We start from the raw sequence: 22,323 nt of genomic DNA, 5'->3' as shown, positions 1-22,323 counted from the left end.
TTATCCGGATTAGAAACCGCGGGATTCTAACACACTTTTCTGCAAAGCATCCAGCGCTTATCCCTCTTGGCTCACGCCCTGCAAGGAGGAGGACAGGAGCGGGAGCAAGCGGATGAAATCTGTTTAACATGACTAAAAAACGCAGCGGTTGCTGCGTTTTTCTCTGTACGTTTATTGGCGGTGTATAGCCAGCTTAGTCACAAACGTACTCTACCACTTTCAAGCCAAACCCTGATAATGCATGGTAACGCTTGTTGGCCGAAGAAAGCAGGCGCATTTCGGTCACCCCTAAATCTGCCAAGATTTGCGAGCCCACACCGACACGACGACTGGTGCCTTGCCATTTTGCTGACGCTGGCTGGTCGCCGTTATCTTGCGCTTCAAAAGTACGTACTTTATTGATAATAGCGTCAGAGGTCGATTCTTTACCCAAGATCACCAAAACACCGCCATCGGCGTTAATACGTTTCATGGCATCAGTCAGTGACCAACTTCTTTCCGCTGAACGATCGGAATGGAGCAGATCAGTGAATGTGTCTTGAAGATGTACACGCACCAACGTTGGCTGATTAGACACTTCGCCTTTGAGCAGCGCGTAGTGTACTTGATTATCAATGGTGTCACGGTAAGTAATCAGGTCAAACTCACCATATTCCGTCGGCAATTTACACTTTGCCACACGTTCAATGGTGGTTTCATTGTTATTTCGATATTCAATCAGGTCCGCAATAGTGCCAAGCTTGATGTCATGCTTCTCGCCAAACACTTCTAAATCAGGACGACGCGCCATGGTGCCATCTTCATTAAGGATTTCGACGATAACTGCGGCTGGAGAGCACCCTGCCAAACGCGCCAAATCACAGCCAGCTTCAGTATGACCCGCACGGGTCAACACACCACCATCTTGAGCCATCAACGGGAAAATATGTCCTGGCTGAACCAAGTCAGCCGCAACCGCATTAGGTGCAACAGCGGCATCGACGGTACGCGCTCGGTCGGCCGCAGAGATCCCCGTGGTGACACCTTCAGCCGCTTCAATAGACACCGTAAAGGCCGTGGAAAACTGTGCATTGTTGTCGCTAACCATCAAGGGCAAGCCAAGACGCTGGCAGCGCTCTTTCGTCATGGTCAAACAAATCAACCCTCGGCCGTACATCGCCATAAAGTTAATCGCTTCCGGTGAGATTTTTTCGGCGGCGATAATCAGGTCGCCTTCGTTCTCACGATCTTCGTCATCCATTAAGATGACCATTTTTCCATGACGAATATCGTCAATGATTTCTGCAGCGCTACTGATCGGCATTGTTCTGTCCCTGTTACTGTCAGTGCACATCGGCACGGTATTATTTGTCTACGCGAGTTAGCCCTGAGAGCTAACTACGTTATTTATCTACGCGAGTTATCTAATAAAACCAGATTCAGCAAGTTTTGCCATGGTAAGCCCACCCGTACCTGCTTGTTGAGCGGCACGATCACCCATCATCAGGCGCTCTAAATAGCGTGCGATAACATCAACTTCAAGGTTAACCTGCTGCCCGACACGTAACACTTCAATGGTCGTTTCAAGCGCAGTGTGAGGCACAATGGTCAGCTTGAAGCGATTGCCATCGACACCATTAATGGTAAGACTAATACCATCAATGGTCACCGAGCCTTTTTCTGCCAAATATTTGGCAAGACTTGCTGGGGCTTCCAACCAAAATTCGATAGCACGGCCTGATTGCGTGCGAGATACCACGGAGGCCAAGCCATCAACATGCCCCGACACCATGTGACCGCCAAATCGCGTGGTAGGTAGCATGGCTTTTTCAAGGTTCACGACCTGACCCGCTTGATACGTCGTAAATGCGGTGCGCTGAAGCGTTTCCATCGAGAGGTCAGCAACATAGCCATTACCCGTTAATTGCACGACGGTCAGGCAAACCCCATTGGTCGCGATACTGTCACCCAATTTCACATCCGATAAATCCAGATTGCCGCTTTCTACGGTCAGTGAAATGTCTTTGCCTTTTGGTGTGATTTTTCCGATGCGACCAACCGCTTCGATAATTCCTGTAAACATACGATTCTTTACTGCTTTTTCATACGAAGACGCACGTCATTACCCATTTGGCAAACATGCTTCAATTCAAAAGAGGGCACTTGATCCATCGCGGTCAAACCGCCGAAATTCGCCAGTGCGCGACCATCTTGCCCGATCAGTTTAGGTGCTTGATAGAGAATAAGCTCATCGACAAGGCCCGCGTTGAGCAGGCTACCCGCCAATGTAGCCCCCGCTTCCACCCAAAGATGATTAATCCCTTTTGCGGCAAGCGCTCGCAATGCGACATTCAAATCCAGCCCATGTTCATCTTTGGGAACACAAATCACATCAACATTTTCATGCGGATACGACACGTCAGTCGACGCCGTCAAAATGATGATCTCACCCTCGAGGGTGAACAAATGCGCGTCCGGTTTAACCTTGCCATGCGTATCGAGAATAACGCGTACAGGTTGACGCAACGAACCGACATCATAGTCAGCTTGAATGCCCTTCGGCAGTTGCGCCCAACGAACATTCAGGGAAGGATTGTCATCCAGTACTGTCTGACTAGTCGAAAGCACAGCACCTGATTGGGCGCGAAAAACCTGCACATCGGCTCGCGCTTCGGGTCCGGTGATCCATTGGCTCTTGCCGTTTGACAATGCCGTTCGACCGTCAAGGCTCGCCGCCAGCTTTAGCTGTACATACGGCAATCCTGTTTTCATCATCTTGATGAAACCCGCATTCAGCGCTTCAGCTTGCATTTGCATCAAACCAACATCAACTTGAATGCCAGCGTCTCGCATGCGCTGAATACCGCGCCCTGCGACTTTCGGATTGGGGTCAACCATGGCGCAAACCACTCGGCTGACACCAGCAGCAATTAATGCGTCGGCACATGGCGGCGTTCTGCCATGGTGCGAGCAGGGCTCCAGCGTGACATAGGCTGTCGCGCCTTTTGCTTTTTCACCTGCGCTGCGCAAAGCATGCACTTCAGCGTGCGGCTCGCCAGCGCGAAAATGAAAGCCGTCACCAACAATGTCATCATCTTGCGTGATCACACAGCCAACATTGGGGTTCGGTGCAGTGGTAAAGATGCCGCGTTTCGCCAAATCAATGGCGCGCAACATCATGTCTGAATCAAAAATAGAAAACATGTGATCGCTTACTTTTCCAGACGAGCAATTTCTTCGCCGAAGTCTCTGATGTCTTCAAAGCTATGGTACACAGACGCAAAACGGATATAAGCCACTTTATCGAGCTCTTTCAGCGCCTCCATAACCAAATTTCCTACCATGGTTGACGACACTTCGCGTTCACCGGTGGCTCGAATCGTGGATTTTATGGTGTTGATGGCCTTTTCGATATCGTCCGTGCTGACAGGACGTTTTTCAAGTGCTCGCTGAATACCACCGCGCAGCTTATCTTCGTCAAAAGGCTCTCTATTGCCATTGGTTTTGATGATACGCGGCATCACCAGTTCTGCTGTTTCAAACGTCGTATAACGTTCGCTACACGCCAAACACTGACGACGGCGACGCACCTGATGGCCGTCTGCGACCAATCGTGAATCAATGACTTTGGTGTCATTCGCACCACAAAATGGACAGTGCATCTCGCCTCCTCAAACAATTAACCAATAGTGTACCCGATTTAATCGCAAGGGTAAGCGGTGTTAAAGGAATTTCGGGCACAAAAAAAGCACCCGAAGGTGCTTTTTCAATCAGTCATAACTTACGCGTAAACAGGAAGGCGTTTGCAGATTTCCAACACTTTCGCTTTTGTCGCTTCAATCACTTGCTGATCGTTGATGTTATCCAACACATCACACATCCAGTTTGCCAATTCTTTAGCATCACTTTCTGTAAAGCCACGACGCGTGATCGCAGGCGTACCAACACGGATACCAGAAGTCACAAACGGGCTACGTGGGTCGTTAGGCACACTGTTTTTGTTCACAGTAATGTTCGCAGCACCCAAAGCAGCGTCGGCTTCTTTACCGGTGATGTCTTTGTCAATGAGGTCAACCAATAGCAGGTGGTTTTCAGTGCTGTTAGAGACGATTTTATAACCGCGCTCTTGGAACTGACCAACCATGGCTTTTGCATTAGCAACAACACGATGTTGATACGCTTTGAACTCAGGCTCCATCGCTTCTTTGAATGCGACCGCTTTTGCTGCGATAACATGCATCAATGGGCCACCCTGACCACCAGGGAATACTGCTGAGTTCAGCTTCTTGTACATGTCTTCGCCTGCGTTAGACAGGATAAGACCGCCGCGAGGACCGGCCAACGTTTTGTGCGTGGTGGTGGTCACAACATGTGCGTGTGGGATGGGTGTTGGGTAGGCGTCAGCTGCGATCAAACCTGCAACGTGTGCCATATCAACAAACAGGTAAGCACCCGCCTTGTCCGCGATTTCACGCATACGCGCCCAATCTACGATTTGTGAGTAAGCAGAAAAACCACCGATGATCATCTTAGGTTTGTGCTCAAGCGCCAGCGCTTCCATTTCGTCGTAGTTGATTTGACCCGCTTCGTCGATACCGTAAGGGATCACATTGTAGTGCTTACCAGAGAAGTTTACTGGTGAACCGTGAGTCAAGTGACCGCCGTGTGCCAAGCTCATGCCCAGAACCGTATCGCCTGGGTTCAGCAGAGCCATGTACACAGCGCTGTTTGCTTGAGAACCCGAGTGTGGCTGTACGTTAGCGTATTCTGCGCCAAACAACTCACAAGCACGATCAATCGCCAATGCTTCTGCTTTGTCTACATATTCACAACCGCCGTAGTAACGCTTGCCTGGGTAGCCTTCTGCGTACTTGTTGGTTAGCTGGGAACCCTGCGCTTCCATAACACGAGGACTGGTGTAGTTTTCTGACGCGATGAGCTCAATGTGCTCTTCCTGACGTGCTGTCTCTTCTTGGATCGCGGTAAATAGTTCCGGATCGTAATCAGCAATATTCATGTCACGCTTTAGCATCTGTATCTCCTGACTCAGATTGTTCCCTAGGCTAACGAATGTAACCAAGCTGACCGAATGACTCGTTGAAACAAAGCATCAGGTCAACCTGGTTAATACCTCACAATGGATAGATGACTGTCAATTCAACAACGTCAGTATCCGCGTAGACGCAAACGTTTTCGTCATGACCATCCTATCGCTGCGATTCTACAAAATTTGTTGCGCAACAGGTAGTAGCAATCACATTTTTTTTGTATCAATAAACATGGTCATTTTTCATTCTAGTCATGAATTGAATTCATTTTGACCAAAACAACCGTGTGTAAACCTTTGATCTTTACAGTGCGTAACAAGGCGCTGACACTTGTGAGGCGCCAAATTTGCCCGTCCTCTTTTCTACGTATTGCATAGTCTTTAAGATGCCCTGCTTTTTGATTTATTTTGCATGTCGTTGCGTCATTTTCGCATTCATTCACGACACGTGAATTAGCCGTTTTCTAAGGAGTTGAAACGTTGATCCCACAGCCCAAACATACCACCATTGAAGATATGATCGCCATTTTGTCTGGCACTTTTCTTGTCGCCCAAGGTGTGTACTTTCTTCAGCAAGCAGGGCTACTCACAGGTGGAACAACAGGTCTTGCCCTGCTTGTTACGCAATTCGTCGATCTGTCTTTTGGTACGCTGTACTTTTTATTCAACATCCCTTTTTACATCATGGGCTGGCGACGATTTGGCACTCAATTCGCTTTACGCAGTGTGTTCGCGGGCGGTATGGTCTCGCTGATTGTTGATCATATCTCTCATGTATTTACCATCGGCTGGCTGTCACCGCTCTATTGCGGCTTGATTGGTGGGTTATTGATGGGTGTCGGCATGCTGATGATCTTTCGTCACAATGCGAGCTTGGGCGGGTTCAATGTTCTGGCGCTTATTTGTCAGGATAAATTCGGCATTCGTGCCGGTAATGTACAAATGGCCATTGATCTCGGCATTCTATTGGCATCATTCTTCTTTGTTTCGCCGTGGCTGCTGGCCTGTTCGGTGCTGGGCGCGGTTGTGCTGAACCTTGTGCTCACCATGAACCACAGGCCTGATCGCTACGTCGTGTGCTATTGACTGAACGGCCTCAAATAGGCTCTAGAATAGAAAAGACCGCCAAGCTGGCGGTCTTTTTGTTTGTCTCGAGCATTGCGCTAACGCGCAAAGGTACAAAGGTACAGAAGTACAGAAGTACAGAAGTAGATTAAATCGCTTCTTCGTCTTCTTCACCGGTACGGATACGCACCACGCGCTCCACTTCAGTGACAAAGATTTTACCGTCGCCAATCTTGCCCGTTTGTGCGGTTTCAACAATGGTGTCGACGCACCGATCTGCTGCATCATCCGATACAACGATTTCTAATTTCACTTTTGGGAGAAAATCCACCATGTATTCAGCACCACGATACAGCTCAGTGTGGCCTTTTTGACGACCAAAACCTTTTACTTCCGAGACGGTCATACCCGTGATGCCGACTTCCGCCAATGCTTCACGTACATCGTCCAGTTTGAACGGTTTAATAATCGCTTCAATTTTTTTCATTTCGCATTCCCTTTAAATACCCGCTTTAAGCTTTAGCCAAGCGTTAGCGCCAATGTATTAATTGTAACCCCACTGCGAAGGCTTCGCGCAGCTTTCACAAAAAAATGAGTGGGTTAAACCAGTGATTTCTTCCATTGTGTGGTTTTGGCTTCTTCACAAGCAAATGGCGGTTGATAACCAGAATGGGCTAACAATGCCTGCATGGGCTTACGACCAATCACAGCGCCACAGTCCACTTTTAATTCATGAGTCACGGTCGCGGCGTACGCTTCTAATGCATTCAACAGCGCCTTACCAATACCCTGAAGGCGAGAAGCCTCGTCCACTTCAAGAAGCGTAATAGTCGCATCACTTACCATGATGCCGTTGTGGCGCTTTTCATGCTGTAACACGGCCACAGCAACAGGCACACCGTCTTTCTCTGCCACCAGCATGGGTAACTCCAGGTCGTTTGACGGAACCACCAATGACAACAAAGAAGGAAAACGGGCTTGAAGGGTGTCAGGGGCTTGCCCTGTCGGAATTAGCGTTAAGTTGATTGCACTATCCATTGCTCTTCTCTCCATGTTTTGCCGAAACACTTTACCCTCTCGCCAATACTGGACGCAATCAGATAAAAAAGCCGCCACCCGAAGGTAGCGGCTTGTGTCACAAGTTTTGCATATTTTGCTCGTTGGATACTGCTAACCCAAAGTCACACGTGCGTTGCGGAACATACGCATCCATGCACTGTCTTCACCCCAGTTGTCTGGGTGCCAAGAGTTAGCGACGGTACGGAACACTCGCTCTGGGTGAGGCATCATGATCGTTACACGACCGTCAGTGGTGGTTAACCCTGTGATACCGTTTGGCGAACCATTCGGGTTTGATGGGTAGCTTTCCGTCACTTTACCGAAGTTATCCAAATAACGCAGTGCAATGGTGCCTGATTGCTCAATAGCAGCAAGATGCTGGGCATCACGCACTTCCACACGACCTTCACCGTGAGAAACGGCAATCGGCATACGAGAACCGGCCATGCCACCAAGGAACAAGGATGGGCTTTCCTGCACTTCTACCAGACTGAATCGCGCTTCAAAGCGCTCAGATTCGTTGCGAACAAAACGTGGCCACAAATCCGCACCGGGGATCAGCTCATGCAAGTTAGACAGCATCTGACAACCATTACATACGCCCAGCGAGAAAGAATCACCGCGTTGGAAGAAGCGCGCGAATTGGTCGCGTGCATCATCGTTGAACAAAATCGACTTCGCCCAACCTTCACCCGCGCCCAGCACGTCACCGTACGAGAAACCGCCACAGGCAACCAGACCGTTAAAGCCGTCCAATGACACCTTGCCGCCAAGAATATCGCTCATGTGAACGTCTTTGGCATCAAAACCTGCACGGTCAAACGCGGCGGCCATTTCGACATGAGAGTTAACGCCTTGCTCACGTAAAATCGCCATTTGAGGGCGCGCGCCTGTCGCAATAAACGGCGCGGCAATGTCTTCTTTCACATCAAACGTCAGTGCCGCAGACAAACCTGGGTCGGTCACGTCTTTCTTGGCATCAAATTCTTGTTGTGCGCACGTTGGGTTGTCACGCATTGCTTGCATCTGGTACGTAGTTTCCGCCCATACAGCGCGAAGTTCCGTACGATTTTGTTCTAGCAACAGTGCATCACCGTTCCAAATACGCACCGTATCGTCTTCGATAACCGTACCAATAACGTGAGTGCAATTTTCCAAACCATGCGCAGACAGCGTTGAAAGTACGGAATCTAATTCATCCGTGCGGACTTGAACGACTGCGCCCAACTCTTCGTTGAACAATGCAGCCAGTTCGTCATCACACTCTTCATTGGCAGACAAGGTATTGATGTCTACTTCCACGCCGGTGTGGCCCGCAAACGCCATCTCCGTCAAGGTGACATACAAGCCACCATCACCGCGATCATGGTAAGCCAACAGCTTCTCGTCACGCACCAAAGATTGCATGGCAAGGAAGAAGCCTTTTAGCAGCTCCGGGCTATCAACGTCAGCAGGCTTGTCACCCAATTGTTTGTAAACTTGCGCCAGTGCCGTAGCACCAAGGCGGTTTTGACCCTGACCAAGATCAACCAGCACCAGCGCGCTGTCACCTTTATCAGTACGAAGCTGAGGCGTCACCGTTTTACGCACATCGTTCACACGGCCAAAGGCTGTGATCACCAGTGACAATGGAGAGGTATTTTCTTTCTGCTCGCCATCTTGCTCCCAACGGGTCTTCATCGACATGGAGTCTTTACCGACTGGAATCGTCAAATCAAGCGCGGGACACAGCTCTTCACCAATCGCTTTCACGGCTTCATAAAGACCCGCGTCTTCGCCCGGGTGACCTGCTGCAGCCATCCAGTTTGCAGACAGATTAATGCGTTTCAAATCGCCAATATCCGCACACGCGATATTGGTCAGCGCTTCCGCGACCGCCAAGCGTGCAGAAGCGGCGAAATCAAGCAAGGCCACTGGCGTACGCTCACCCATCGACATGGCTTCACCATGGTAGGTGTCGTAACTTGCTGCCGTGACAGCACAGTTCGCCACAGGTACCTGCCATGGGCCAACCATCTGGTCTCGTGCAACCAAACCTGTGACCGTGCGATCACCAATGGTGATCAGGAAGGTTTTCTCGGCAACCGAAGGCAAGCGCAGTACGCGCTGTGACGCTTCTTCGACAGAGATGCCTGCACGTTCAATCGCTTTGCCTTCCACTTTTTGTGTTTGCACGTCACGGTGCATTTTAGGGGGTTTGCCCAGCAAAACATCCAACGGCATATCAATTGGCGTATTATCGAAATGGCTGTCTTCCAGCTCAAGATGACGCGCTTCGGTGGCTTCACCGACAACCGCATATGGCGCACGTTCACGCTGACAAATCGCATCAAATACGCCCATGTTTTCTGGCGCTATCGCCATCACATAACGTTCTTGTGATTCGTTACACCAAATTTCTAACGGGCTCATGCCCGGCTCGTCGTTTGGCACGTTACGCAATTGGAATTTACCACCACGCTCGCCATCATCCACAAGCTCAGGCAAGGCATTAGAAATACCGCCCGCACCCACATCATGGATAAACGCAATTGGGTTGTCGTCACCCAACTGCCAACAACGGTCAATCACTTCCTGACAACGACGTTCCATTTCTGGGTTTTCACGCTGCACAGAAGCAAAATCCAGATCTTCCGCTGACTGGCCAGAGGCCATTGAAGACGCTGCACCACCACCCAAACCAATGTTCATGGCGGGGCCACCAAGTACAATAAGCTTGGCGCCGACTGGAATTTCTTTTTTCTGAACATGCCCATCGCGAATGTTACCCATACCACCGGCAATCATGATCGGCTTGTGGTAACCACGGACTTCTTCACCGTTGTGCGAGGTGACTTTTTCTTCGTAGGTGCGGAAATAGCCCAATAGGTTAGGACGACCAAATTCGTTGTTAAATGCCGCGCCACCTAATGGGCCTTCTAGCATAATGTCCAACGCATTCACGATACGGCTAGGCTTGCCGAAATCTGTTTCCCAAGGTTGTTCAAAACCTGGGATACGCAAGTTGGACACGGAGAAACCGACCAAGCCTGCTTTTGGCTTACCACCGATACCAGTAGCGCCTTCATCGCGAATTTCACCACCTGACCCCGTCGCTGCGCCAGGCCAAGGTGAAATAGCGGTTGGGTGGTTATGTGTTTCCACCTTCATCAGAATATGTGTCGCTTCCTGATGGTAATCATACTGACGTGATTCAGGGTTCGGGAAAAAACGTCCTACGCTTGAGCCTTCCATAACAGCAGCGTTATCTTTGTACGCAGATAACACATAGTCGTTGTTATGCTCGTAGGTGTTCTTGATCATCTTGAACAGGCTCTTGTCCTGATCCACACCGTCAATAGTCCAATCAGCATTGAATATTTTATGGCGACAATGCTCTGAGTTTGCCTGAGCAAACATCATCAGTTCGATATCGTTAGGGTTGCGACCCAGCTTGGTAAAGCTTTCCACCAAATAATCGATTTCATCGTCAGCCAAAGCAAGACCCAACTCCACGTTGGCCACTTCCAAGGCTTCACGACCCGCAGAAAGGATATCTACCGCTTTCATCGGTGCTGGCGTTGCTGCTGCAAAGAGTGCTGACGCCGCATCCATATCAGCAAATACCACTTCCATCATTCGGTCATGGAGCAAACCGGCCAACACTTTATGTTGGTCAACAGACAGTTCAGATGCCAATTCAACATAATAGGCCGTGCCACGCTCAAGGCGTTTAATCGCATTTAGACCGCAGTTGTGCGCGATGTCAGTCGCTTTTGAAGACCAAGGAGAAATCGTGCCAGGACGAGGGGTTACAAGAATAAGGGTGCCCGTAGGCGCGTGCTCAGCAATCGTTGGCCCATAAGTGAGCAGACGATTCAGCTTTTGCTTCTCATCGGCACTCAAGGGAGTACTGATATCAGCAAAGTGGATATACTCGGCATAGAGGCCAGTCACAGGCAAGTCATTCGCCTGACAGCTTTCTATCAGTTTATTGACTCGGAATTCGGACAGAGCGGGGGAACCACGCAAAATTTCCATGTGCGTACGTCTCTCGGTTAGCGGTGAATTAAAGTGATATTGGCCTAACCCCATGAGTTTTATGTCGTAACATAAATGGGAAAGCTACGTCGATATCACTTCTGTTCTTGCTGCTAGGGTATCTCCTAGTGTTCGGGGCGCTATTATAGGGTAAAAATGTGGGCGACGTAACACTTGACGCAACCGTTTGCGCAACTTTTTTTCCTCGACGATGACTGTCATTATTCTGCGTCTAAACTAAGGTACCCATCCAGCTTCACTTTATGCGGGATGCCACCTTTGATATAACAGTCGGTAATCAATAAAGAGTGAGCATAACTTTTTGAACGCGAATGCTATAAAACGAATCTATCAACTGCTTGTTGGCACAATGTTAGTGCTGTTTCTTTCCGGTTGTGAATGGAAATACGATGACAGAACTGAACTAGACAAAATTCGTGACAGTGGCGTACTTCGCGTAGGGACACTGAACAATCAACTTTCCTATTACATTGGCCCAGACGGCCCAACAGGGCTCGACTTAGAACTTGCCTCGCAATTCGCACAAAGTCTTGGTGTGAAACTGGAAATGCAGCCTGCTTACACCCTTTCAGGTCTTTTTCCAGCGTTAGAGCGTGGCGACGTCGATATCATTGCTGCTGGACTAACGATTACCAAAGATCGCCTTGACCATTTTCGCCCAGGTCCTGCTTACTATTATGTCAGCCAGCAATTGGTCTACAAAAAAGGGCACTGGCGTCCGCGAAACCTGTCAGAGCTGAACAAAGATGGTGCACGCATTGCCGTGGTTGAAGATTCCAGTCATGCCTTGACACTGCAAGCCATACAACGTGAATTTCCAGAAATGATCTGGGAAAGTGTTAAAGACACCGATGACGACGAATTGCTGAAACAAGTGGCGGATGGCCAATTGGACTTCACCATTGCCGATTCCGTCGACATTGCGTTGATTCAGCGCATTCACCCCGCTATTACTGTTGCATTGGAGCTGACAGAAGACGAACCCGTCGCTTGGTTCATGAAAAAATCACAAGATGACAGCGTTTACGCTTTGATGATTGAGTTCTTCGGCAAAAAAACACAAAGCGGTGAATTAGCAGCGCTAGAAGAAAAGTACTTTGGCCATGTCGACAGTTTTGATTACGTCGATACTCGCGCCTTTTTGCGCGCTATTGACAGTAAACTGCCGAAGTGGGAGCCGTTATTTAAAAAATACGCGGATCAGTTTGATTGGCGAATGCTGGCTGCACTGTCCTATCAAGAATCACACTGGAATCCACGCGCTGTTTCACCCACCGGTGTTCGCGGCATGATGATGCTGACGTTACCCACGGCAAAATCAGTCGGTGTGAAAAACCGTCTTGATCCGGAGCAAAGCATTCGTGGCGGCGCTGAATATCTCTATAAAATGCTGCAACGAGTACCAGACAGCGTCAACGAAAATGAAAAAATCTGGTACGCACTGGCATCCTATAACATCGGATTTGGCCACATGATGGATGCGCGTCGATTGACGAAATCACAAGGCGGCAACCCTGATTCATGGGCTGATGTGAAACAGCGCTTACCATTGCTTGCTAAACGCCAGTACCACAAACAAACGCGTTATGGTTACGCCCGAGGTTATGAAGCCTTGAGTTACGTTGAAAACATTCGCCGTTATTATCAAAGTATTGTTGGCTATGAGCAGGATAAAGCGCAGGCAATTGGTGCAGATCTTACGGATAATCTTGATGGATTGCAGACGATCAATATTGAGACTTCGCCCGATGAGGTGGAAGCATTAACACAAACCGATGTGATTGAGCCTGTCTCAGAAGAGAGCCCAGCAAAAGAAGCCAATGACAAATAGGGGCTCCCTCTTGTCATAGTGTGTTCACAATGGCAGGTTATAACCTAGGTGTCAGAGACAACAAAAACGCAGCACTGGCTGCGTTTTTGTCTAAATAGGAACTGAAACTATGTTTGCTAACAAACGAAAAACGCAGTCCACTTTTGCACGTAACTCAAGCTCAGCATCAAACCGACGTAAGCGCATGCGCAACGTTAACCTGAAAAAAGTATTGTGGCGTCAACGCACCTTTGCCATTCGAGAATTTGCCATGATGGACGAGAGTTTCTAATTCGGCAAAGCGTCGCTTACTCTAGGTCTTGCGCTGAGTCGTTAATACGCTTACGTGCATCTCTGTCGGCTTTTTTCTCCGCGCGACGACGACGGAAAAAGGCTTGTAACTGCGCCCGACACTCCTCTTCCATCACCCCACCTTGATAAGCAACATGGTGGTTAACACCGTCGTAGCTCAGTAAGTTCATCACACTTCCCGCCGCGCCTGTTTTGTAATCCGGCGCACCATACACGACCCTTCCAACGCGACTATGCACCATCGCACTCGCACACATTGGGCACGGTTCTAAGGTCACATACAACACAGCGTCTAACAGTCTGTAGTTTTGTAGCACCTTACCCGCTTGACGAAGAGCCATCATTTCAGCATGCGCCGTGGCATCATGTTGACCGATAAGACGGTTCCACCCCTCACCAATCACTTCGCCGTTAAGTACCACGAGTGCACCAACTGGCACCTCACCTTCGGCTTCCGCTTTGGCAGCTAATGTCATCGCATGCTGCATAAATTGCTGATCTAATTCGTTTTGAGTCACTGTGCTATCTGCCTGAGGATGTTGCAGCGCGCAGTATATCATTCTGTGTAGCGGTTGATCTCGCTCCGTTTGCTAAACCGTCAGCCAAAAAATCCACCAGCAATTTCACCCGTAATGATTGCAAGCGACGATGAGGGAACAACGCCCATATCCCCTCTTCCATATCTTGATACGCATTCAGCACGCGAACCAACTCGCCCGATGCCAACGCTTCATCAATGTAATAATCAGGCAATTGAACCAGCCCCATCCCGCGCTTGGCGGCATCAACCAAGCCCACACCACTGTTGCAACGCAGGCTGCCCTTAACGCGCACCGTGCACTCTTTGCCACTCTCACGAAAACGCCAGTAATCATGCTGTCCGCGCAGGCAATTAAAATGCGGTAGTTCCGACAAGGTATGAGGTGTGCCAAATTTAGAGAGAAATTCTGGCGCACCACAGACAATTAATTTACGGGTTGCGAGACGCTTACATACCATGGAGGAGTCCGTCAGTCGCCCCAATCGCAGTGCAAAGTCACAACCAGAGTCAATCAAATCAAGCGGCGTATTGGTCAGGTCGATATCAACATGGATTTCAGGGTACCTGTCCATAAAATCGAGAATCAACGGCATGACCACTTTTTCCCCGTAAGTGACAGGTGCGGTCAGTTTGATATGACCATTAGGAGTTTCTTGCAATTGTGTCACGGCACTTTCCGCTTCTTTTAGCGCATCAGCGACCATACGACAGTGCTGGTAATAGACATCACCTTCTTCAGTCGTCGACACTCGGCGAGTCGTTCGATAGAACAATCGCGTATTTAGCCTTTCTTCCAGCATGGCGACTTGCCGGCTTACGTGTGCCGTCGAAATACCCAGCCTTTTTGCCGCCTTGGTAAAACTTGCTGTTTCAACCACTGCCAGAAATTCAGAAACACCCTGCCAATTCGCCATTGTTACACACCAGTAAAAGTTAATTGCTAGGATTATGGATTATCAATACCAACGAAACAATTAGACTAGGTAATGAAAGTGGGGTTGTCACACAATTGGACACATGATCCCTTCAAATTTGACCTACGGTTAGTCGAGAAGGACTGATCACATGCATAGAGGACAGAGTCAATGGCGGAACAATTTATTAAATCTCGCGCAGCAGTCGCTTGGGAAGCAGGCAAACCGCTAAGCATAGAAGAAGTTGATGTCATGCTACCTAAAGCCGGTGAGGTATTGGTACGTATCGTTGCAACAGGCGTATGCCACACAGACGCATTCACTCTGTCAGGCGATGATCCAGAAGGTATTTTCCCTGCGATCCTAGGACATGAAGGTGGCGGTATCGTCGAGCAAATTGGCGAAGGCGTAACCAGTGTTAAGGTTGGTGATCATGTGATCCCGCTTTACACGCCAGAATGTGGCGAATGTAAATTCTGCCTGTCCGGTAAAACCAACCTGTGTCAGAAAATTCGCGAAACCCAGGGCAAAGGACTAATGCCAGACGGTACCACGCGTTTTTACAAAGATGGCCAGCCGATTTACCACTATATGGGTTGTTCAACGTTTTCTGAGTACACCGTGTTACCCGAAATCTCACTAGCAAAAGTGAACAAAGACGCCCCTCTCGAAGAAGTCTGTTTGTTAGGCTGTGGCGTAACAACAGGTATGGGCGCGGTACTTAACACAGCGAAAGTACAAAAAGGCGATACCGTTGCTATCTTCGGCCTGGGTGGTATTGGCCTATCTGCCATCATCGGTGCTGCGATGGCGGGCGCTAGCCGCATTATTGGTATCGACTTGAACGAAAGCAAGTTCGAGCTGGCAACGAAGCTAGGCGCAACCGATTGTATCAACCCAAGCAAGTTTGATAAGCCAATCCAAGATGTGATCGTGGAAATGACCGACGGTGGTGTCGATTTTTCGTTCGAATGTATTGGTAACGTCAACGTGATGCGTTCAGCCCTCGAGTGCTGTCACAAAGGTTGGGGCGAGTCGGTGATCATCGGCGTGGCAGGCGCAGGCCAAGAAATTTCAACACGCCCATTCCAATTGGTGACAGGCCGCGTATGGCGTGGCTCTGCATTCGGTGGCGTTAAAGGCCGTTCAGAACTGCCTGAAATTGTTGATCGCTACCTCGCTGGCGAGTTCAAGCTTGATGACTTCATTACCCATACCATGGGCTTGGAAGGCGTTAACGAGGCGTTTGACCTGATGCACGAAGGTAAGAGTATTCGTTCTGTCATCCACTTCGACAAGTAGCCCTTTACGGTGACAACAACGTGGGCGCACTCATGGTGCGCCCACACTGGAGCCCAACATGAGTCTTGAAAATACCAGCAGCAATCGCAGCTTTGGCGGTTGGCACAAGCAATACACACACACTTCTCGCACTGTGCACTGCAACATGCGATTCGCCATCTATCTTCCGCCGCAAGCTTCTGAATCAAACAAAGTGCCAGTGCTCTATTGGCTATCAGGCTTAACCTGCTCAGATGAAAACTTCATGCAAAAAGCGGGCGCGCACAAGTTGGCGGCAGAATTAGGCATCGCGATTGTCACCGCTGACACCAGCCCGCGTGGCGACAATATTCCTGATGATCCCGATGGCGCGTATGATTTTGGCGTCGGCGCTGGGTTTTATTTAAACGCTACCGAAGCACCGTGGAATCGTTATTACTACATGTACGATTACGTGGTGAAAGAACTGCCTGCGGTGATTGAAGGCCATTTCCCTGTCAGCGATGTGAAAGCTATCTCAGGCCACAGCATGGGCGGACATGGGGCACTAACCATTGCACTGAAAAACAGTGATGCCTATCGCTCGGTATCTGCATTCAGCCCTATCGTTAATCCATCAGTCGTGCCTTGGGGACAGAAAGCCTTTACCAATTATTTAGGTGACGATACGTCGACGTGGCTGGAATATGATGCATGCGCTCTGATCAAAACCGCGGAGAAACACGTGCCAATGTTGGTTGACCAAGGGGATGGCGATCAGTTTTTGCATGATCAGTTAAAACCAGGCCATCTGCTGCAAGCAGCCGAAGAAGCGGGTTACCCGTTAGAGCTTCGCATGCAGGAAGGTTATGACCACAGCTATTACTTTATTGCCAGTTTCATTGATGATCATCTTCGCTTTCACGCACAGCACCTCAAAGGCTGAATGTCTAGCTAGCATTTGAAAACAAAAAACCGGCCGAGGCCGGTTTTTTTTATCTGACGGGGCAACTAACGGTATTCATTAGAAGCCCAGTGGAATGTTGAAGTTAACCAACACCATCAACATTGCGGTCTATTCCCTGACGAAAACAGCCGCCTATAACGTCATACCAATCAGAAAAAGCGAAGTCGCTTATTGCTCACTCGGCTACAACTGATAGGTGTACGGTGCTTGAATACCCAATGGAATACCCAATGCCCAGTATGCCAGCAAGAAAAGACTCCAGCCGATCAACATAGCAATCGAGTAAGGCATCATCATTGAAGCCAAGGTACCAATACCAGTGTTCTTCACGTAACGCTGACAGTAAACCACCACTAATGGGAAGAAGACCATCAACGGAGAAATGATGTTAGAGACAGAGTCACCGACACGATAACCTGCTTGTGAAAGCTCAGGGGAAATACCCAATGCCATCAACATCGGCACAAGGATTGGACCAATCAACGCCCACTTCGCAGAAGCAGAGCCAATCAACAGGTTCACACACGCCGTCAGTAAGATCATGCCAATAATTGTCATTTGACCTGGCATGTTAAGTGCTTTTAGAAGCTCTGCGCCTTCTAACGCCAACAATGTACCAATGTTTGATTGGCTGAATGCGGCAAGGAACTGCGCACAGAAGAATGACATGACCAAGTAGCTACCCATGGTAGACATGGTCTGGCTCATTGCCACAATGATGTCGCCTTGCTTCTTGAACGTCCCTGCTACGCGGCCATATACCACACCAGGAATGACGAAAAGAATAAAGATCAGCGGTACAATTGACTTCATCAACGGTGCAGAGAATGCAGTTAACTCACCTTCTGGTGAACGCAGTGCTGATGTTTCAGGAATAAGCGCAAAAACTAGTAGCGCAATACCCGCCAGCATCGCAAAGCTTGCGCGATTGAACGCCTTGCTTTCAATGTCGGTGAAGCTACCCAGATCAGGGGCTTTCTCGGCATCGTCATCAATAGGCAATTTGCTTAGACGCGGCTCGATGATTTTTTCAGTCACATACCAACCGATTGCCACGATCAAAATCGAAGACAAGCCGGTGAAGTAAATGTTTGCCAGTGGGTTTACCAAGTAATCTTTATCAAGTACTTGTGCCGCTGATTGAGTAAAGCCGGCAAGAAGCGGGTCGATACCAGAAGGAATGAAGTTCGCAGAGAAACCGCCTGATACACCAGCAAATGCCGCCGCAATACCCACAAGAGGATGGCGACCTGCCGCGTGGAAGATGATGCCACCCAGCGGGATAACCAGAACGTAGCCCGCATCTGCTGCGGTGTGCGAAACGATAGCCACCAAGATCAATGCTGGCGTCAGCAATTTCTTCGGTGTCACGTTCAGCATTTTCTTCAGGCCGGTGGTGATAAAACCTGAAGCATCCGCAACACCAACGCCCAACATCGCCACCAGCACGATACCCATAGGGGCAAAGCTAGTGAAGGTGGTGACCATGTTAGCGAGGAAGTTAGCTAGCGCAGTGCCAGTCAACAAGTTATTAATTTCTACAGTCTGGCCGGAGATTGGGTGTATCAGGCCAAAATCAACCTGAGAAAGAACGGCAGACAGACCCCATACGATTAATAACCCGTAAAAGAACAGTAATGCTGGATCAGGGATTTTGTTCCCTGCTTTCTCAATCCCATTGAGAAACTTGTCCATTGCGCTCATCGGCGCGTCTGGAATGTTGTCCATAGCATGGTTACTCATGTAAAGCTCCATGGTTAATTGTGTGTGTTTGCATCGTGTATTCTGAATCTTTCGATTCAGACGACGTCATCATTATTCAGCAGCATAAAATACATACTTAATTCTTTTTTGGCAGGGGTAAATATCAATTTAACTCACAAAAAAAGAAGATTGATTCAATATTCACACAACAAATAAACACAATGGATACAAGGTGAATCCTGAGCGGCAACAATTCCAAAGAAATCGTTACTTCAGAACGAAAGAAAGAGTATTAGGCAAGGTTAGGGCACGCAGCGTCACGGTATTGAGAGCGCATGACAGAAAGTTAGACACAAAAAAGGCACGCAATGCGTGCCTTTCGTCTTTCTATTTCATCTTTTAATCAGAGAGGAATTATTCCCACTCGATCGTTGCAGGTGGCTTACCAGAAATGTCATAAACCACACGGCTGATGCCGTCGACTTCATTGATGATACGGTTTGATACCTTACCCAAGAAATCGTAAGGCAGATGTGCCCAATGTGCAGTCATGAAATCGATGGTTTCAACAGCACGCAGAGAAACAACCCAATCGTATTTACGGCCATCGCCCATTACGCCCACTGAGCGCACTGGTAGGAATACCGTGAAGGCTTGAGACACTTTGTTATACAAGTCTGCATTGTGCAATTCTTCAATGAAGATAGCATCAGCACGACGTAGCAAATCACAGTACTCTTTTTTCACTTCACCCAACACACGAACACCAAGGCCTGGACCTGGGAACGGGTGGCGGTAAAGCATGTTGTAAGGCAGGCCAAGCTCAAGACCAATCTTACGCACTTCATCCTTGAACAGCTCTTTAAGCGGCTCAACCAATCCCATTTCCATGTCGTCTGGCAGACCGCCAACGTTATGGTGAGATTTGATCACGTGTGCTTTACCCGTCTTCGATGCGGCAGATTCGATCACGTCAGGATAGATAGTGCCTTGCGCCAACCACTTCGCGTTTTCTAACTTCTTCGATTCTTCATCGAATACATCAATAAACACGTGGCCAATTTTCTTACGCTTAGCTTCTGGATCAGCTATGCCTTCAAGTGCAGAAAGGAAACGTTGCTCCGCTTTCACATGAACGATGTTCAATCCGAAATGATCGCCAAACATGTCCATAACTTGCTCGCCTTCATTAAGACGTAGCAGACCATTATCAACAAATACGCACGTTAACTTGTCACCGATCGCGCGGTGAATAAGCATAGCAACAACAGAAGAATCCACACCGCCTGACAGGCCTAGGATCACTTCGTCATCACCCACTTGCTCTTTGATGCTTTCAATGGCGTTTTCAATGATCGATGCTGACGTCCAAAGACGCTCACAACCACAAATGTCGAGAACGAAACGCTCAAGCATGCGATGACCTTGACGAGTGTGTGTCACTTCTGGGTGGAATTGCACACCATAGAAACGCTTCTCTTCATTGGCCATTGCCGCGAATGGGCAAGTATCGGTTGACGCCACTTTCACGAAGTCAGCTGGGATCTCGACCACTTTGTCACCGTGGCTCATCCATACATCAAGAATGCCTAAGCCTTCTTCGTTGATAGAATCTTCGATACCTTCAAACAGGCTACCCGCATTGTCGAGAGTCACTTTTGCGTAGCCGAATTCGCGTTCCGTTGATCCTGAAACTTTACCGCCAAGTTGCGCGGACATGGTTTGCATGCCGTAGCACACACCCAAAACAGGCACACCAGCGGTGAACACATATTCCGGTGCACGAGGAGAACCTGCTTCCGTCACACTTTCAGGGCCACCAGAAAGGATGATGCCATCTGGGTTGAAGTCACGAATATCCTGCTCATCGACGTCCCAGCCCCACAATTCGCAATACACACCGATTTCACGGATACGACGTGCAATAAGCTGCGTGTACTGTGAGCCGAAGTCGAGGATCAGAATACGTTGGTCGTGAATATTTTTAGTCATTTCAGCTTGTCTCAAAATGTCAGCGATTCAAGGGGCAACGCCCCTTGGTATTTGTAAAAAAAGGATTACTGCCCAGTACGGTAGTTTGGCGCTTCTTTCGTGATCGTCACATCATGTGCGTGCGATTCAGTCATGCCTGCACCTGTGATACGAACGAATTCTGCTTTTGTGCGCAGAGCATCAACCGTTGCAGAACCCGTTAGGCCCATGCACGAGCGCAAACCACCCATTTGCTGGTGAATAATTTCTTTCAGACGGCCTTTGTAAGCCACGCGGCCTTCAATGCCTTCAGGTACAAGCTTGTCGGCAGCGTTATCTGTCTGGAAGTAGCGGTCAGATGACCCTTTAGACATGGCACCCAATGAACCCATGCCACGGTAAGACTTGTAAGAGCGACCTTGATACAGCTCAACTTCACCCGGAGACTCTTCAGTACCCGCTAGCATTGAGCCAACCATTACACACGATGCACCAGCGACAATTGCCTTACACATGTCACCAGAGAAACGAATACCGCCGTCAGCAACGACAGGGATGCCGTATTGGTCAGCCACTTCAACTGCGTCAGAAATCGCAGTGATTTGTGGCACACCCACACCGGTCACGATGCGCGTAGTACAAATTGAACCCGGGCCGATACCGACTTTTACTGCGTTGACGCCCGCTTCGATCAGCGCTTTTGCACCAGAACCGGTTGCGACGTTACCGCCAATGATTTGCAGATCAGGGAATGCCGCACGTGTTTCACGAATACGCTGAAGAACACCTTCAGAATGACCGTGAGAAGAATCGATAAGCAACACATCAACACCGGCTTCAACCAGTGCCGCAACGCGTTCTTCGTTGCCAGCACCCGCGCCAACAGCTGCACCTACACGTAGACGACCTTTTTCGTCTTTACACGCGTTGGGTTTGCGTTCTGCTTTTTGGAAATCTTTTGCTGTGATCATACCGCTGAGATGGTGGTCATCATTCACAACCAACACTTTCTCGACACGGAATTGTTGCATCAGCTTTTGCACTTCTTCAGGGCTTGCGCCTTCTTTCACTGTTGCCAGACGATCTTTTGGTGTCATCACATCAGCCACTTTCAGGCTAAGGTCGATAACAAAGCGAACATCACGGCCAGTGATGATACCAACAAGCTCATTGCTCTCAGTCACAACAGGGAAACCTGCAAAGCCATTACGCTCAGTCAGCATTTTCACATCTGCAATGGTTTGATTTGGGGTAACAGTGACGGGGTTGGAGACCACACCTGCTTCGAAAATTTTCACCAAGCGAACTTGTTCTGCTTGTTGTTCGATAGTCATGTTTTTGTGGATGAATCCGATACCGCCTTCTTGAGCTAACGCAATCGCGAGACGGGCTTCTGTCACTGTGTCCATCGCCGCTGAGATCAGAGGGATATTCAGAGAAATAGTTTTCGTCAGTTGAGTACGTAAGTCGGCAGTGTTTGGAAGAACTGTGGAATGTGCTGGAACCAGCAATACATCATCAAAAGTTAGTGCTTCTTTAGCTATTCGTAACATTGCAATATCTCACGCCAAAAGTAAATACGGGGGACTAAATATTGCCGCAGCATTATACTGATGACGCAAACGTTTGGCTATAGATTTTAACGAAAACGTT

The 22,323-nt window shown here is 48.9% G+C and carries 18 protein-coding genes; 5 read left to right on the top strand and 13 right to left on the bottom strand.

The annotated features are described in order from the left end of the window. Positions 1-193 precede the first annotated feature (193 nt). The 5 genes from ribBA to glyA all read right to left on the bottom strand — a co-directional run bounded on the left by ribBA (position 194) and on the right by glyA (position 5,011). The gene (gene ribBA, locus A1OO_RS03630; RefSeq protein ID WP_016959724.1) at positions 194-1,303 is read right to left on the bottom strand and encodes a bifunctional 3,4-dihydroxy-2-butanone-4-phosphate synthase/GTP cyclohydrolase II; all 1,110 of its coding nucleotides are present in this window, start codon (positions 1,301-1,303) and stop codon (positions 194-196) included. Positions 1,304-1,399: 96 nt separating this feature from the next. Continuing rightward, positions 1,400-2,062, bottom strand: a complete 663-nt coding sequence (locus tag A1OO_RS03625) for a riboflavin synthase (protein WP_017004676.1) — start codon at positions 2,060-2,062, stop codon at positions 1,400-1,402. An 8-nt stretch (positions 2,063-2,070) separates the two neighbouring features. Then, positions 2,071-3,183 carry a bifunctional diaminohydroxyphosphoribosylaminopyrimidine deaminase/5-amino-6-(5-phosphoribosylamino)uracil reductase RibD gene (gene ribD, locus A1OO_RS03620; protein ID WP_017004675.1) on the bottom strand — a complete coding sequence of 371 codons (1,113 nt, stop codon included), beginning with the start codon at positions 3,181-3,183 and terminating at the stop codon, positions 2,071-2,073. An 8-nt stretch (positions 3,184-3,191) separates the two neighbouring features. Further along, positions 3,192-3,641: a transcriptional regulator NrdR gene (gene nrdR / locus A1OO_RS03615; RefSeq protein WP_016959727.1), complete on the bottom strand. Its 450-nt coding sequence runs from the start codon at positions 3,639-3,641 to the stop codon at positions 3,192-3,194. Between the two features lie 119 nt (positions 3,642-3,760). Beyond that, positions 3,761-5,011, bottom strand: coding sequence for a serine hydroxymethyltransferase (gene glyA / locus A1OO_RS03610; RefSeq protein ID WP_017004674.1), 1,251 nt, complete (start codon positions 5,009-5,011; stop codon positions 3,761-3,763). Positions 5,012-5,542: 531 nt separating this feature from the next. Between glyA and A1OO_RS03605 the strand changes: the two genes are divergently transcribed. After that, the gene (locus tag A1OO_RS03605; protein WP_371732997.1) at positions 5,543-6,112 is read left to right on the top strand and encodes a YitT family protein; all 570 of its coding nucleotides are present in this window, start codon (positions 5,543-5,545) and stop codon (positions 6,110-6,112) included. A gap of 127 nt (positions 6,113-6,239) precedes the next feature. Here A1OO_RS03605 and glnB read toward each other — a convergent pair whose 3' ends face one another. The 3 genes from glnB to purL all read right to left on the bottom strand — a co-directional run bounded on the left by glnB (position 6,240) and on the right by purL (position 11,170). Continuing rightward, complete coding sequence (glnB, locus tag A1OO_RS03600; protein ID WP_016960918.1) at positions 6,240-6,578, bottom strand: nitrogen regulatory protein P-II; 339 nt, start codon at positions 6,576-6,578, stop codon at positions 6,240-6,242. 113 nt (positions 6,579-6,691) lie between these two features. Continuing rightward, on the bottom strand, positions 6,692-7,129 hold the full coding sequence (locus tag A1OO_RS03595; RefSeq protein WP_017004673.1) for a GNAT family N-acetyltransferase: 438 nt from the start codon (positions 7,127-7,129) through the stop codon (positions 6,692-6,694). A gap of 132 nt (positions 7,130-7,261) precedes the next feature. Further along, entirely contained in the window at positions 7,262-11,170 is a 3,909-nt protein-coding gene (purL, locus tag A1OO_RS03590; RefSeq protein WP_017004672.1) for a phosphoribosylformylglycinamidine synthase, read from the bottom strand. A gap of 370 nt (positions 11,171-11,540) precedes the next feature. Here purL and mltF point away from each other — a divergent pair, with 370 nt between their 5' ends. Beyond that, on the top strand, positions 11,541-13,022 hold the full coding sequence (gene mltF / locus A1OO_RS03585; RefSeq protein WP_016960915.1) for a membrane-bound lytic murein transglycosylase MltF: 1,482 nt from the start codon (positions 11,541-11,543) through the stop codon (positions 13,020-13,022). A gap of 109 nt (positions 13,023-13,131) precedes the next feature. Beyond that, positions 13,132-13,293, top strand: coding sequence for a hypothetical protein (locus tag A1OO_RS23520; protein WP_016960914.1), 162 nt, complete (start codon positions 13,132-13,134; stop codon positions 13,291-13,293). A 16-nt stretch (positions 13,294-13,309) separates the two neighbouring features. On the opposite strand, the gene tadA is transcribed toward A1OO_RS23520, so the two are convergent. Then, positions 13,310-13,831 carry a tRNA adenosine(34) deaminase TadA gene (gene tadA, locus A1OO_RS03580; protein ID WP_016960913.1) on the bottom strand — a complete coding sequence of 174 codons (522 nt, stop codon included), beginning with the start codon at positions 13,829-13,831 and terminating at the stop codon, positions 13,310-13,312. Positions 13,832-13,835: 4 nt separating this feature from the next. Continuing rightward, positions 13,836-14,768: a LysR family transcriptional regulator gene (locus A1OO_RS03575; RefSeq protein WP_017004670.1), complete on the bottom strand. Its 933-nt coding sequence runs from the start codon at positions 14,766-14,768 to the stop codon at positions 13,836-13,838. Between the two features lie 171 nt (positions 14,769-14,939). On the opposite strand from A1OO_RS03575, the gene A1OO_RS03570 reads away from it, so the two are divergent. Both A1OO_RS03570 and fghA read left to right on the top strand, forming a co-directional pair. Next, positions 14,940-16,070, top strand: a complete 1,131-nt coding sequence (locus tag A1OO_RS03570; protein WP_017004669.1) for an S-(hydroxymethyl)glutathione dehydrogenase/class III alcohol dehydrogenase — start codon at positions 14,940-14,942, stop codon at positions 16,068-16,070. 58 nt (positions 16,071-16,128) lie between these two features. After that, positions 16,129-16,974 carry an S-formylglutathione hydrolase gene (gene fghA, locus A1OO_RS03565; RefSeq protein ID WP_016960910.1) on the top strand — a complete coding sequence of 282 codons (846 nt, stop codon included), beginning with the start codon at positions 16,129-16,131 and terminating at the stop codon, positions 16,972-16,974. A gap of 204 nt (positions 16,975-17,178) precedes the next feature. On the opposite strand, the gene A1OO_RS03560 is transcribed toward fghA, so the two are convergent. The 3 genes from A1OO_RS03560 to guaB all read right to left on the bottom strand — a co-directional run bounded on the left by A1OO_RS03560 (position 17,179) and on the right by guaB (position 22,223). Then, positions 17,179-18,738 (bottom strand): AbgT family transporter, encoded by a 1,560-nt coding sequence (locus tag A1OO_RS03560; RefSeq protein ID WP_016960909.1) that lies wholly within the window; start codon positions 18,736-18,738, stop codon positions 17,179-17,181. Positions 18,739-19,113: 375 nt separating this feature from the next. Beyond that, a complete protein-coding gene (gene guaA, locus A1OO_RS03555; RefSeq protein WP_016960908.1) occupies positions 19,114-20,691 on the bottom strand; it encodes a glutamine-hydrolyzing GMP synthase in 1,578 nt (525 codons plus the stop codon). 65 nt (positions 20,692-20,756) lie between these two features. Next, the gene (gene guaB, locus A1OO_RS03550) at positions 20,757-22,223 is read right to left on the bottom strand and encodes an IMP dehydrogenase (RefSeq protein WP_016960907.1); all 1,467 of its coding nucleotides are present in this window, start codon (positions 22,221-22,223) and stop codon (positions 20,757-20,759) included. Positions 22,224-22,323: the final 100 nt, after the last annotated feature.

It is taken from the genome of Enterovibrio norvegicus FF-33 (assembly GCF_000286835.2).
Lineage (GTDB): Bacteria > Pseudomonadota > Gammaproteobacteria > Enterobacterales > Vibrionaceae > Enterovibrio > Enterovibrio norvegicus_A.
The sequence above is the reverse complement of the archived record's forward strand: the minus strand, read 5'-3'. Positions and strand labels throughout refer to the sequence as shown.